This window comes from Sulfurimicrobium lacus (genome assembly GCF_011764585.1).
Classification (GTDB): domain Bacteria; phylum Pseudomonadota; class Gammaproteobacteria; order Burkholderiales; family Sulfuricellaceae; genus Sulfurimicrobium; species Sulfurimicrobium lacus.
On the sequence record NZ_AP022853.1, the window covers coordinates 462936 to 474950 of the forward strand.

12 protein-coding genes are annotated in these 12015 nt (G+C 59.9%); 10 read left to right on the forward strand and 2 right to left on the reverse strand.

Annotated elements, in window-relative coordinates; genetic code table 11:
• The first annotated feature begins 1 nt into the window (after position 1).
• From argJ to SKTS_RS02300, 3 genes are read left to right on the forward strand one after another with little or no spacing between them, the layout of a single operon-like run.
• The gene (gene argJ / locus SKTS_RS02290; protein WP_173059726.1) at positions 2 to 1231 is read left to right on the forward strand and encodes a bifunctional glutamate N-acetyltransferase/amino-acid acetyltransferase ArgJ; all 1230 of its coding nucleotides are present in this window, start codon (positions 2 to 4) and stop codon (positions 1229 to 1231) included.
• Positions 1232 to 1239: 8 nt separating this feature from the next.
• Positions 1240 to 2121: an ATP-binding protein gene (locus SKTS_RS02295; RefSeq protein ID WP_173059729.1), complete on the forward strand. Its 882-nt coding sequence runs from the start codon at positions 1240 to 1242 to the stop codon at positions 2119 to 2121.
• Complete coding sequence (locus tag SKTS_RS02300; RefSeq protein WP_188200235.1) at positions 2118 to 3098, forward strand: Nudix family hydrolase; 981 nt, start codon at positions 2118 to 2120, stop codon at positions 3096 to 3098. Before SKTS_RS02295 ends, SKTS_RS02300 begins: the two co-directional genes overlap by 4 nt.
• A gap of 8 nt (positions 3099 to 3106) precedes the next feature.
• Here the strand turns inward: SKTS_RS02300 and SKTS_RS02305 are convergent, their stop codons facing one another.
• The gene (locus SKTS_RS02305) at positions 3107 to 3295 is read right to left on the reverse strand and encodes a DNA gyrase inhibitor YacG (protein ID WP_173059734.1); all 189 of its coding nucleotides are present in this window, start codon (positions 3293 to 3295) and stop codon (positions 3107 to 3109) included.
• A gap of 780 nt (positions 3296 to 4075) precedes the next feature.
• Complete coding sequence (zapD, locus tag SKTS_RS02310; protein WP_173059737.1) at positions 4076 to 4831, reverse strand: cell division protein ZapD; 756 nt, start codon at positions 4829 to 4831, stop codon at positions 4076 to 4078.
• 316 nt (positions 4832 to 5147) lie between these two features.
• Here zapD and soxX point away from each other — a divergent pair, with 316 nt between their 5' ends.
• The 7 genes from soxX (at position 5148) to SKTS_RS02345 (ending at position 11919) form a co-directional block, all read left to right on the forward strand.
• A complete protein-coding gene (gene soxX, locus SKTS_RS02315; RefSeq protein WP_173059740.1) occupies positions 5148 to 5507 on the forward strand; it encodes a sulfur oxidation c-type cytochrome SoxX in 360 nt (119 codons plus the stop codon).
• 21 nt (positions 5508 to 5528) lie between these two features.
• The gene (gene soxY, locus SKTS_RS02320; RefSeq protein ID WP_173059743.1) at positions 5529 to 5999 is read left to right on the forward strand and encodes a thiosulfate oxidation carrier protein SoxY; all 471 of its coding nucleotides are present in this window, start codon (positions 5529 to 5531) and stop codon (positions 5997 to 5999) included.
• A 50-nt stretch (positions 6000 to 6049) separates the two neighbouring features.
• Positions 6050 to 6364, forward strand: a complete 315-nt coding sequence (soxZ, locus tag SKTS_RS02325; protein ID WP_173059746.1) for a thiosulfate oxidation carrier complex protein SoxZ — start codon at positions 6050 to 6052, stop codon at positions 6362 to 6364.
• A 52-nt stretch (positions 6365 to 6416) separates the two neighbouring features.
• Complete coding sequence (gene soxA / locus SKTS_RS02330) at positions 6417 to 7244, forward strand: sulfur oxidation c-type cytochrome SoxA (RefSeq protein WP_173059750.1); 828 nt, start codon at positions 6417 to 6419, stop codon at positions 7242 to 7244.
• A 102-nt stretch (positions 7245 to 7346) separates the two neighbouring features.
• Positions 7347 to 9062 (forward strand): thiosulfohydrolase SoxB, encoded by a 1716-nt coding sequence (gene soxB, locus SKTS_RS02335; protein ID WP_173059753.1) that lies wholly within the window; start codon positions 7347 to 7349, stop codon positions 9060 to 9062.
• A gap of 237 nt (positions 9063 to 9299) precedes the next feature.
• Positions 9300 to 10724 carry a TolC family protein gene (locus SKTS_RS02340; RefSeq protein WP_173059756.1) on the forward strand — a complete coding sequence of 475 codons (1425 nt, stop codon included), beginning with the start codon at positions 9300 to 9302 and terminating at the stop codon, positions 10722 to 10724.
• A gap of 13 nt (positions 10725 to 10737) precedes the next feature.
• Positions 10738 to 11919 carry an efflux RND transporter periplasmic adaptor subunit gene (locus SKTS_RS02345; protein WP_173059759.1) on the forward strand — a complete coding sequence of 394 codons (1182 nt, stop codon included), beginning with the start codon at positions 10738 to 10740 and terminating at the stop codon, positions 11917 to 11919.
• Positions 11920 to 12015 lie beyond the last annotated feature (96 nt).

Here is a 12015-nt window from a genome sequence, read left to right on the forward strand (position 1 = left end):
AATGCCCGTGAACCTGAATCCCCCCCTAGCCGAACAACTCCTGCCCGTGAAAGGCGTCGCTCTCGGTATCGCCGAAGCCGGCATCAAGAAAGCCGAGCGCAAGGACCTGATGGTCATGCGCCTGGGCGACAGGGCGCGTGTCGCGGGCGTGTTCACCCTGAATCGCTTCTGCGCCGCGCCGGTGACCTTGTGCCGCCAGCATTTGCAGTCCGGCAAGCCGATCCGCGCGCTGGTGGTGAATACCGGCAACGCCAACGCCGGTACCGGCGAAGAGGGCATGAGCCGGGCGCGCCAGACATGCGTGGAGGTGGCGCGCCTGCTGGCCTGCGACGCAGATCAGGTGCTGCCTTTTTCCACCGGGGTGATCCTGGAGCCCTTGCCGGTGGACAAGATTATCGCTGGTCTGCCCGCGGCAGTGGCGAACCTCAAGGAAAGCAACTGGTTCGACGCCGCGCACGCCATCATGACCACCGACATCCTGCCCAAGGCGGCCTCCCGGCAAATCAGCCTGGGCGGCAAGACGGTGACGATCACCGGCATCGCCAAGGGCTCCGGCATGATCCACCCCAACATGGCGACCATGCTCGGCTACGTCGCCACCGACGCGGCGGTGAGCCAGGCGCTGCTGGAAACGCTGGTGAAGCATGCCGCCGACAGGTCCTTCAACTGCATCACGGTGGACGGCGACACTTCCACCAACGACTCCTTCATGCTGATCGCCAGCGGCGAGGCGGACGTGGCGGAAATCAGCAACGAGGCGAGCGCCGAATACCTTGTGTTGCGTGACGCCGTCACGGAACTGTCGCAAGTGCTGGCCCAGGCCATCGTGCGGGACGGCGAGGGCGCGACCAAGTTCATGACCATCGCCGTCGAAGGCGGCGCCAGCGAGGCCGAGTGCCGCCTGGTGGGTTATGCCATCGCCCATTCGCCGCTGGTGAAAACCGCGTTCTTCGCCTCCGACCCCAACCTCGGTCGCATTCTCGCGGCCATCGGCTATGCCGGCATCGCCGACCTGGACGTGGACAAGATCAAGCTCTACCTGGGCGACGTGCTGGTGGCCGAAAACGGCGGCCGTGCGGCCAGCTACCAGGAACAGGACGGCCAGCGCGTGATGCAGGCGCCGGAAATCACCGTGCGCGTGCTGCTTGGCCGCGGAGCGGCAGCAGCGACGGTGTGGACCTGCGATTTTTCCTACGACTACGTCAAGATCAACGCCGAATATCGCAGCTGATCGCAATCATGAAACAGAGCAACCTGGATCGTTTTCTCGACCGCGCCGAAACCCTGCTGCAACGCGTGGAACAAGTGCTGCCGGGTATCCCGGCCTTGCCTGCGTGGGATGCTGCGATCGCCTTCCGCTGGCGCAAGCGCGGCACGCAAGGATTCCTGCAGGCGGTGGAGCATCCGCATCGCATCGCACTGAAAGACCTGCAGGGCGTCGACGAGCAGAAAAAGCTGCTCGACCGCAACACGCGGCAGTTTGTGCAGGGGCTGCCGGCCAACAACGTGTTGCTGACCGGGGCGCGCGGAACCGGCAAGTCATCGCTGATCAAGGCGGCGCTGAACGAGTATGCCCCGAAGGGCTTGCGCCTGATCGAGGTGGAGCGGCAGGAATTGGTGGATCTGCCGGACATCGTGGAACTGCTGTACCGGCGCAGCGAGCGCTTCATTGTTTATTGCGACGATCTGTCCTTCGATGCCGGCGAGCCTGGTTACCGGGCGCTCAAGGTGGCGCTGGACGGTTCCGTTGCCGCGCCTTCTGAAAACGTGCTGATTTATGCCACTTCCAACCGCCGCCACCTGATGCCGGAGTACATGGCGGAAAACCTGGAGGCGCGGAATGTCGATGGGGAGGTTCATCCGGGCGAAACCACCGAGGAAAAGGTTTCTCTTTCCGAGCGTTTCGGCCTGTGGCTCTCTTTCTATCCCTTCGATCAGGATCAATACCTCGCCATCGTGCAGCACTGGCTGGCCCATTTTGGCGTGACCGACCGTGACTCGGAACAGGTGCGGCGCGAGGCGCTCCAGTGGGCACTGGGGCGCGGATCGCGCAGCGGACGTTCGGCATGGCAGTTCGCGCGCGACTGGTCCGGCCGGCTGGGGCTGAAAAGCCGGAAATGACGCAGCGGCGAAAGGTAGTCGATGTCGTTGCGGCGGTGATCGTGCAGCCCGATGGGCGCTTTCTCCTGGCGCGTCGTCCCGACGGCAAGCCTTATGCCGGATACTGGGAATTTCCCGGCGGCAAGGTCGAAGCGGGCGAATCCCTGCTTCACGCCCTGGCACGCGAACTGCACGAGGAACTGGGTATCGAGGTTAAACACGCCTATCCTTGGCTGGTGCGGCATTTCGACTATGAGCATGCCAGCGTGAAATTGCATTTCTTCCGCGTGGTGGCCTGGACCGGCGAACCGCACGGCAAGGAAGGCCAGTTGCTCGCCTGGCAGACGCCGGGCAGTGTCGATGTCATCCCCCTGCTTCCCGCCAACGGCCCCATTCTCAACGCGCTGGAATTGCCCGCCATCCTGGCCATCAGCAATATCGCGGAAATGGGCGAAGAGCCGTTCATGGCCAGTTTCGCCTCCGCACTGGAAAAGGGCCTGCGCCTGATCCAGTTGCGCGAGAAGTCCTTGTCTCCGCTTGAGCTGGAGCGAGTGGCGCAGCGGTTCGTGGCGCTGGCGCGCCCTTATGGGGCAAAAGTGCTGATCAATGCCGATGTCAGGCTGGCAGAGGCGACTGGTGCGGATGGCGTGCATCTGCCTTCGTCCGCATTGATGAGCCTTGAGGCTCGCCCGCAGATCGGGTTAGTGGGCGCTTCCTGTCATTCCTCTGACGAACTGGCACGGGCGGTGGAACTGGGTCTCGATTACGTGCTGCTGGGGACGGTGCTGCCGACCCGGAGCCACCCCGGCGGGCCTGCGCTGGGATGGGACGCGTTCGCGGCATTGATCGGCGATTATCCGCTGCCGGTCTATGCGCTGGGGGGCATGAGTCCAACACATCTCGAAACGGCGTGGTCGGCCGGTGCGCATGGCATTGCCATGCTGCGCGGCGCGTGGTCTGGTAGGTCGGGTTTAAACCCGACGAAAGCGACGGGCTAAAGCCCGTTCTACTCGCTATCCGGCAGGGGTTTTTCTGCCTCCGGTATGCGGAATTCCTCATTGGCCCACTGGCCCAGATCGATCAGCTTGCAGCGCCTGCTGCAGAATGGCCGATAGGGATTTGAGGTTGAATAGGGCGCGGCTTCCCCGCAGGTGGGGCAATGTACGATACGTGGCGTAGACGGTTGGGATGACACGGCGGGCGGCTCTAGAACATTAAATAGGTGTAGGAAGTTTTGCGGCTCAACAAGTGTTGCTGGCGCAATTCTGTCGTGCTTTGCGGGAATGTGCAAGGGCGCGAAATTATCCCCGTGCCAGTCTTCATCGTGTAAGTAAAATCCTACGAAAAAATGGGATTAATCCGGCATACGGACATCGGGCTAAACACTAGACTTGATTAATCTCAATTAGTCCGGGCTTAGGCAATGTTTCGACTAACTCCGAGTAAGCGTCCCGTGTCGGCAATCGCCTTCCCCCCGCTTTCCCGGCTGCAAGTTTTTCTGCTGAACCTCGTCTGGCGGGCCACGACCCATGTTGTGACGTCACCCTTTGGCCGGCTGAAATGGATCTATCGCTTCCACAGTGCCTACGATTGGCTCGCCTCGATATTCTCTTCTAATGCAAAGAGCCGCTCTCGCGACTGTTGTTTCGAGATCTACATTTCCACCCTTGAAGCGGCTTACATTACGAAACACACGGGTATTCCGTTCAATACTTCCAGTCCCCATTCCCCGGGGCATAAGTCATCCTGCCCATTTCATTCGCCGGGCAAAAGCTGTTCTATCTACCGATTCCGGCCATTTAATTGCCGTACGTCCCAAAGCCCCGAGCAGTTCACTAACGGCGCATCAGGGTTGGGTTATCCATCGCCAGTGCCGGCTAAAATTTGTCGCGTGATTGACCAATTGAACAATGGAAACCCCAAGAAAGATATTCGGGACTTCTTTTAAAGCCGTCGAGCAGGCCTGATTAAGGCCTCAGAAATTACATAAAGTAAGATCGAACTCGAGATTGATGTCGCACGAGCGGGGTTTTTGCGTGCCGCCGAGCGAAGTGAAGCGGATGTTGATGGCGTATTTGTTGGCGCTGATCTCGGGGAAGCAGGGCAAATCTTTATCCAGAGTGATGCGTATCATCTGGGCGACCCTACCTGCCAGCATCTGTTGAAATGCGCCCTGATGGGCTTTTTGCCGCGTGGTCTTGCCGCTGTCGCGCAGCAGCTTGAGCACCAGGCGCAGGCCGTTGTTGATCGGTTGTAGCGGCGCGAGCCATTCGTGCAGATCCTTGCGGCGCACTTCTTCGTCCATGTTCAGCCAGTAGTGGTAGGACGGCAGGTCGAACTCGCACGCCCCCCCTGGAATGTTGATGCGCTGTTTGATGCTCATCAGCCATTCGTTGTCGCGGATATGCTGCCCCATCTTGCCGGACAACTCGTGCAGGCTCGTCGCCGTGCTGCCGAGTGCGCGCAGAATCTCCTCCAGTGCCTCCTCGGAAATCGCCGGATTGTGGCGCAGCGGTTCAAGCATCTGCCTTTGCCGTTCCAGTTCCTGCAACAGGTCTGTTTTCAGGTCGGCGCGACTGGCAACCTCGAGAATTTCGAACAGCGAGAGCAGTGCCGCATGGTGGTCCATGGCATGTGACTGAGTGGCGAAGAATTCCGCTCTGGCGAACAAATCCTCCAGGCGCAACAAAGTGCGGACCCGTTCGTTGAGAGGATAGTCGTAGCTAATCATGCAACTTGGCAACCTTCTGCTGGTTCCGCCACGGCAGGCGTGGTTGAGGTGAAAATTCGCACAATTCTGACGGAAAATCAGGTGTTTGACAAACACAATTTATGTTGTTTATACCTGCAGCCAAGCGGTGCCCGCATGTCGTCTTCCTGGCTGCTTTTGAATAAATAAATCAAGAAGCCTAAATTTCACTAGTACATTCATACTACTCATTGATAACAAAGGGATAATTATTCAATAAAGTGTTTGCGCCAGGAAAAAAATGAGGTATGCTCAGCTCCATCCGCTAAAGGATAAAAGTTAACCGGAGGAGAATACGATGCGGAAGCCATTTTCCCTTTTGCTGGTGGCCCCATTACTGGGTGCTTGTCTGGCTGGGCCGGCCCTGGCAGCCGAAGTAAAACAAGAAATGCCGGGGCAGGGAATTGCGTTCGATAACAAGAAGGGCAACTGCCTGGCCTGCCATGCCATGCCCGGTACCAAGGGCGAGATGGCCGGCTCGATTGCGCCGCCCCTGATTGCCATGAAGCTGCGTTTCCCCGATCGCAGCAAGTTGCGCAGCCAGGTTTGGGACGCTACCGTCAATAATCCTAAAACAGTCATGCCCCCCTTCGGTAAGCACAAAGTGCTGACCGAGGATGAGATCGACAAGGTCGTGGACTTTATTTACACACTATAACTCTAACGAGGAGCTCCAAATATGAACCAACTCCGCAGAACCTTTTTGAAGGGCACCGGCGCCGCCGGCACGGTTGCAGTGGCGATTGCCGCAGGCTTGCTGAAGCCGGGCCAGGTATTGGCCGCCGAATGGAACAAGAGCGCTTTCGAAGCGAAGAACGCAGCTGATGCCCTTAAGGGTGTCGGTGCAGCAGGCGCTGCCAAGAGCGCAGACATCATGATCAAGGCGCCGGACATCGCGGAAAACGGTGCTGTGGTGCCGGTCGAAGTGACCAGCAAGATCCCGGGCACGACTGAAATTTCCATCCTCTCCGAACAGAACGTTAATCCGCTGATCGCGGAGTTCACCCTGTCCAACGGTGCAGAAGGCTATGTTTCCACCCGCATCAAGATGGCGAAAACCTCCAATGTAACGGTGGCGGTGAAAGCGGGCGGCAAGACCTACATCGCTTCCAAGGAAGTGAAAGTAACCATTGGCGGTTGCGGCGGCTGATCGACAACTGCTCCCTGCCCGTTAACGAACTCAAGTAAAGGATACAAAACATGGCTGAACCGATGAAAATCCGTGCCCAAATGCAGGGCGATACCGCTGACATCAAAGTGCTGATGAACCACATCATGGAAACCGGCTTGCGCAAAGACGCCAAAACCGGCCAGATGATTCCCGCCCACTTTATTCAGCAAGTGAATGTGACCGTGGGCGGCAAGGTCGTCCTGGACGCGCAGTGGGGCTACGCCGTCGCCAAGAACCCCTTCCTCGGCTTCAAGGTCAAGGGTGCCAAGGCGGGCGACAAGGTCGTGGTGAACTGGGTGGACAACAAAGGTGACAAGCGTACTGACGAAGCCGCAATCGGCTGATGTCTGTTGAGCCGGAGGTGTTCCGGCTCGTTCCACCCAAGGGAGGATGGTTATGAAAAAAATAGCTTTGGCCTTGCTGTCCGCAGGGCTGTTGGTGAGCGCGGTGGCTCACGCCGGTCCGGAAGACGACCGCAAGCAACTGGTTAATTATTTTAAAGTCAAGCACGGCACGATCAAGTTCGATGATTATGTTCACGGTGCGCTGGCCATGGATAAGGACGCCAAGTCGCAATACGACAGCATCATGGAATTCCCGCCGTTTGAAGGTGTGGTCGATGCCGGCAAGGAAATGTGGGAGAAGCCGTTCAAGAATGGCAAGACTTTCGCCAGCTGCTTCCCCAACGGGGGCAAGAACGTAGCCGGGAATTACCCATATTTCGACGACAAGCTGGGCAAGGTGGTCACTTTCGAGATGGCGATCAACCAGTGTCTGAAAGACAACGGCGAGCAGGAGTTCAAGTATGGCGACGTGAACACCATGGGCATCCTCACCGCATATGCGCGCACGCTGTCCGACGGCATGCGGATGAACGTCAAGGTGAGCGGTCCCGCCGCACTGGTCGCTTACGAGGCAGGCAAGGATCACTTCTTCCGCCGTCGCGGGCAGCTGAACTTCTCGTGCGCCTCGTGCCACGTCGACAACGCGGGCAACCGGATCCGTTCCGAAGTGCTGTCACCCTCCCTCGGGCAGGCGACGCACTGGCCGGTTTTCCGCGGCGGCGAAAACCTGGTGACAATCCAGAGCCGTTTCGTCGGCTGTAACAAGCAGGTTCGTGCAGTGCCGTTCGCAGTCGGCAGCGAAGAGTACAACAATCTCGAATATTACCTCTCGTACATGAGCAATGGCTTGCCCATGAAGGCGTCGGTTTTCCGCAAGTAAGCAAACGGGGTGGGCTTCAGGCCCATCCCGCCCCCCCGCATTCGCAGCAACAAATAATAATTAAACCTTGAACAGAACGAACAAAGCTCTAGGAGCATCACCATGTCCATGAATCGTCGCGAATTCCTGCAACTGCTGGCAGCTGCAGCCGCCACCGGCTTTGCCCTCGACGGCAGGCAGGCACTGGCTTCGGCCGACGGCGCCGGCTTTTACGACGTGCCCAAATTCGGCAACGTCAGCCTGATGCATTTCACCGATTGCCACGCGCAATTGCTTCCCATCTATTTCCGCGAGCCCGACGTCAATCTGGGGATCGGCTCGAGCTATGGGCAGGCACCACACCTGGTCGGCGAGCATCTGCTGAAGCAGTTCGGCATCCGGCCGGGCACCTCCGAAGCGCACGCGTTCACCTACCTCGACTTCAGCGCGGCGGCAAAAACTTACGGAAAAGTCGGCGGTTTTTCCCATCTCTCCACCCTGGTGAAGAAAATCCGCGCTTCGCGCCCCGGTGCGCTGCTGCTCGACGGCGGCGACACCTGGCAGGGCTCGGCTACGTCCCTGTGGAGCAACGGCCAGGACATGGTCGACGCCTGCAAGCTGCTCGGCGTGGACGTGATGACCGGCCACTGGGAATTCACCCTGGGCGCGGAACGCGTCAAGCAGATCGTGGACAACGACTTCAAGGGCAAGCTCGACTTCGTCGCGCAGAACATCAAGACCAACGATTTCGGCGACCAGGTGTTCCAGCCCTACACCATGAAGGAAATCAACGGCGTGCCGGTGGCGATCATCGGCCAGGCATTCCCTTATACGCCAATCGCCAATCCGCGCTGGATGGTGCCCGACTGGAGCTTCGGCATCCAGGACGACAACATGCAGAAAACCGTGGACGAGGCCCGTGCCAAGGGCGCCCAGGTGGTGGTCGTGCTGTCCCACAACGGTATGGACGTGGACCTCAAGATGGCCTCGCGCGTGACCGGCATCGACGCCATCATGGGCGGCCACACCCACGACGGCATCCCGGCGCCTTCCATCGTCAAGAACGCCAAGGGCCAGACGCTGGTGACCAACGCCGGTTCCAACGGCAAGTTCCTCGGCGTGCTGGATTTCGACGTCAAGAACGGCAAGATTACCGATTACCGCTACAAGCTGTTGCCGGTTTTCTCCAACCTGCTCGCCGCAGACCCGGCCATGACGGCGCTGATCAGCAAGCATCGCGCGCCCTACGAGGCCAAGCTGTCGGAAAAGCTGGCGGTGACGGAAGACCTGCTCTACCGCCGCGGCAATTTCAACGGCACTTTCGACCAGCTCATCCTCGATGCGCTGATGGACGTGAAAGGCGCGGACGCGGCCTTCTCCCCCGGTTTCCGCTGGGGCACCACCCTGCTGCCGGGCGAGGCGATCACCATGGATCGCCTGATGGACCAGACCGCCATTACCTATCCGTCCACAAGCCTGACGGAAATGAGCGGCGAAACCATCAAGACCATCATGGAAGACGTGTGCGACAACCTCTTCAACGCCGACCCCTACTACCAGCAGGGCGGCGACATGGTGCGCGTGGGCGGCATCCAGTACACCTGCGATCCGAGCCAGAAAATCGGCAAGCGCATCAGCAACATGATGCTGAAAGGCAAGCCGGTCAGCCCCAACAAGACCTACAAAGTTGCAGGCTGGGCGCCGGTGGCCGAGGGTGCGACGGGCGAGCCGGTGTGGGACGTGGTGGCGACCTGGCTGCGCGACAAGAAAGTGGTCACACCGCGCAAGCTCAATACCCCGAAACTGATCGGGATGAAGGGCAATCCCGGTATCGCCTGAACGCCGGGCTATCTCAAAACCTGAAAGGGCTGCGCAAGCAGCCCTTTTTTGTCGCCTAATCAGGGAGATGTGACCTAAGAAGTATTTTGTAACACATTGTTACAAAATACCATTTACAAATATAGGGCAAACCGCTGTAAGATTGGCCGTTCATTTCAGTCCGGTCTTCAAGTTGAGCAATTATCCAAAAACCTGCAGCGCCCGGCTCGAATTATTTGCCATCGAAACACCATGCCAATGAAAAAGCCATGCCATTTCAGCCTTGCTGCAGCCTGTCTCCTGGGGGCTATGGTATTTCCGGCGCAGGCGGAACAGTTCGACCCATTCTCGACACAAGGGCTGGTGGCGGACTCCCCGGCGAGCAGCGTTGGGCGCAATATTTTGAATTCTCCCTGTCCGGACGCGCATTCCTATCCCGCAGCGCTTTCACTCACTGACGTGGTGGAGCGCGCATTGTGCAACAATCCGCAAACCCGTGAGGCATGGGCCAACGCGCGTTTCCAGGCGGCACAGGTGGGCGTCGGCCAGTCCGCCTATCTGCCCGGCGTCAGCGTCGCTGCCTCGGCATCCAGGAATCGCAACAGCGGCGGCACGGCGACGCCCAGCTACAACCAGCAGAACCTTAACGCCTCGTTGAGCTACCTGCTTTATGACTTCGGCGCCCGCGATGCAGCGCTGGAAAACGCTCGGCAGGTGCTCGCCGCGCTCAATGCCACCCAGGACGCCACCATCCAGACCGTGTTCCTGGCCGGAGTTCAGGCTTACTACCAGCTGTTCGCCACCCGCGCCGCGGTGAATTCCGCGCTGGAAGCGGAAAAGTCCGCCCTGGCAAGCCTCGATGCCGCCACGGCGCGTTACGAGGTCGGCTCGGGCACGCCCGCCGACAAACTCCAGGCGCAGACCGCTTATTCCCAGGCGGTGCTGAACCGGATTCAGGCCGAAGGCGACGCGCGCAACGCCCAGGGTGTTCTCGCCAATACCATGGGCGCGGACGCCGACCGCGCGTTCCAGATCGTCCCGCCCTCATTGCAAATCCCCGACGCGCAATTCGGACGCGATATCGCCAAACTGATCGAACAGGCGCGGCGCCAGCGTCCCGATCTCGCCGCCGCTCAGGCGCAGGTCGAGGCCGCCCGGGCCAACGTCGAAGCGGCACGCGCCGCCGGCATGCCGACCATTACCCTCGGCGCCAGCGCCGGGCGCAGCGATACCAGCATTTCCGACCCGAGTAATACCTCATCCGTCGGTGTCTCGATCAACTTCCCGCTGTTCACCGGCTACAACACCACGTACCGGGTGCGGGCTGCGCGGGAGCAGGTCGATGTCCGGCTCGCCCAGCGCGAACGCACTAGCCAGCAGATCGCGCTGGATGTGTGGAAAGCCTACCAGTCGGTGGTGACCGGCAACCAGGCCGTCAAGACCAGTGCCGACCTGGTGGCGAGCGCGGCCCATTCCGAGCAGGTCGCGCTCGGCCGGTTCAAGGCGGGAGTAGGCAGCATCCTCGACCTGCTTACCGCGCAGAGCGCCCTCGCCGGCGCCCGCCTGCAGAACATCCAGGCGGTATACAACTGGCACATCGCCAAAGCCTCGCTGGCCCAGTCCATGGGCAGCCTGGACTTTTCCGCCCTTGCCGCGTCCGCGCCGCAACAGACCAACCCCTAATCGACATCTCGCCATGAACCTGCGCTCCCTGCTGTGGAACAAATTCACCCTCGTCGTGCTGCTCGTCGCACTCGCGGCAGGGGGCTACCTGTACTGGAAAAAGGTGCACCAGCCCTCGCTCGATGAGCGCTACAAGACGCAGGCGCTGGAGATGGGCGACGTGACCCAGACCGTGTCCGCCAACGGCACGCTCAATCCGGTGGTGCTGGTAAACGTCGGCACCCAGGTTTCGGGGACAGTGAAAAAGCTGTATGTCGATTTCAACGGCCAGGTCGAAAAAGGGCAGGTGCTGATGGAACTCGATCCTGCTGTGTATCAGGCACAGGTCGACCTGAGCGCGGCAAGCGTGAACAATGCCCGTGCTTCGCTGGACCTGGCGCAGGCCAACGAGGCGCGCGCGCGCGAACTGTTCCGCAAGGAATACATCTCGCGCCAGGAGCTCGACCAGGCGGTACAGGCGCTGAAATCCGCCCGCGCCCAGGTGGCACAGGCACAGGCACAGGCGCAGAAGGACCGCACCAACCTGGGATATACCCAGATCCACTCGCCGGTCTCGGGCGTGGTGGTGTCGCGCATGGTGGACGTCGGCCAGACCGTCGCCGCCAGCTTCCAGACGCCCACCCTGTTCACCATCGCCCAGGACTTGAGCAAGATGCAGATCGACTCCAGCTTCGCAGAGGCTGACATCGGCAACATCAAGGTCGGGCAGCAGGTGCGTTTCACCGTGGACGCTTTCTCCAACCGGACATTCCATGGCACGGTCAAACAGCGCCGCCTCAACCCCACCACCCAGCAGAACGTGGTGACTTACGACGTGGTGGTGGCGGTGGACAACCCGGAACTGATCCTGATGCCGGGCATGACCGCCTACGTCAATATCGTCGTGGCCCAGCGCAAGGAAGTATTGCTGGTTCCCAATGCCGCGCTGCGCTTCAGACCGGCCGACGGCAGCGAGAAAAAGAACGGCAAGCCGAAGCCCAAGGAAGGTCGCAAGAAATCCGGGGGCGGCACGGTATATGTGCTGGAAAACGGCCAGCTCAAGCCGCTCAGCATCGTGACCGGGATTACCGACAACAAGTTCACCGAGGTGGTTTCCGGAGATATCAAGGCCGGCCAGCAGGTGGTGACGGAAGAAACAGTCGCCAACGAGAACTCGGGGCAGGCGTCCGGCGGCGTAAGGATGAGAATGTTTTGAACCTAAAAACCTCAGTTGACCGCTCCATTGAGTACGTAATGCAATGAATTCAATTAATTTCTTCTATAATCATGGGCTTGCCCGTTTGGCGAGGCC

What these genes read in the sequence shown, in the direction of transcription:
- argJ (WP_173059726.1), top strand. Translation starts at nt 2, where the DNA reads ATGCCCGTGAACCTGAATCCCCCCCTAGCCGAACAACTCCTGCCCGTG.
- SKTS_RS02295 (WP_173059729.1), top strand. Translation starts at nt 1,240, where the DNA reads ATGAAACAGAGCAACCTGGATCGTTTTCTCGACCGCGCCGAAACCCTG.
- SKTS_RS02300 (WP_188200235.1), top strand. Translation starts at nt 2,118, where the DNA reads ATGACGCAGCGGCGAAAGGTAGTCGATGTCGTTGCGGCGGTGATCGTG.
- zapD (WP_173059737.1), bottom strand. Translation starts at nt 4,831, where the DNA reads ATGATTAGCTACGACTATCCTCTCAACGAACGGGTCCGCACTTTGTTG.
- soxX (WP_173059740.1), top strand. Translation starts at nt 5,148, where the DNA reads ATGCGGAAGCCATTTTCCCTTTTGCTGGTGGCCCCATTACTGGGTGCT.
- soxY (WP_173059743.1), top strand. Translation starts at nt 5,529, where the DNA reads ATGAACCAACTCCGCAGAACCTTTTTGAAGGGCACCGGCGCCGCCGGC.
- soxZ (WP_173059746.1), top strand. Translation starts at nt 6,050, where the DNA reads ATGGCTGAACCGATGAAAATCCGTGCCCAAATGCAGGGCGATACCGCT.
- soxA (WP_173059750.1), top strand. Translation starts at nt 6,417, where the DNA reads ATGAAAAAAATAGCTTTGGCCTTGCTGTCCGCAGGGCTGTTGGTGAGC.
- soxB (WP_173059753.1), top strand. Translation starts at nt 7,347, where the DNA reads ATGTCCATGAATCGTCGCGAATTCCTGCAACTGCTGGCAGCTGCAGCC.
- SKTS_RS02340 (WP_173059756.1), top strand. Translation starts at nt 9,300, where the DNA reads ATGAAAAAGCCATGCCATTTCAGCCTTGCTGCAGCCTGTCTCCTGGGG.
- SKTS_RS02345 (WP_173059759.1), top strand. Translation starts at nt 10,738, where the DNA reads ATGAACCTGCGCTCCCTGCTGTGGAACAAATTCACCCTCGTCGTGCTG.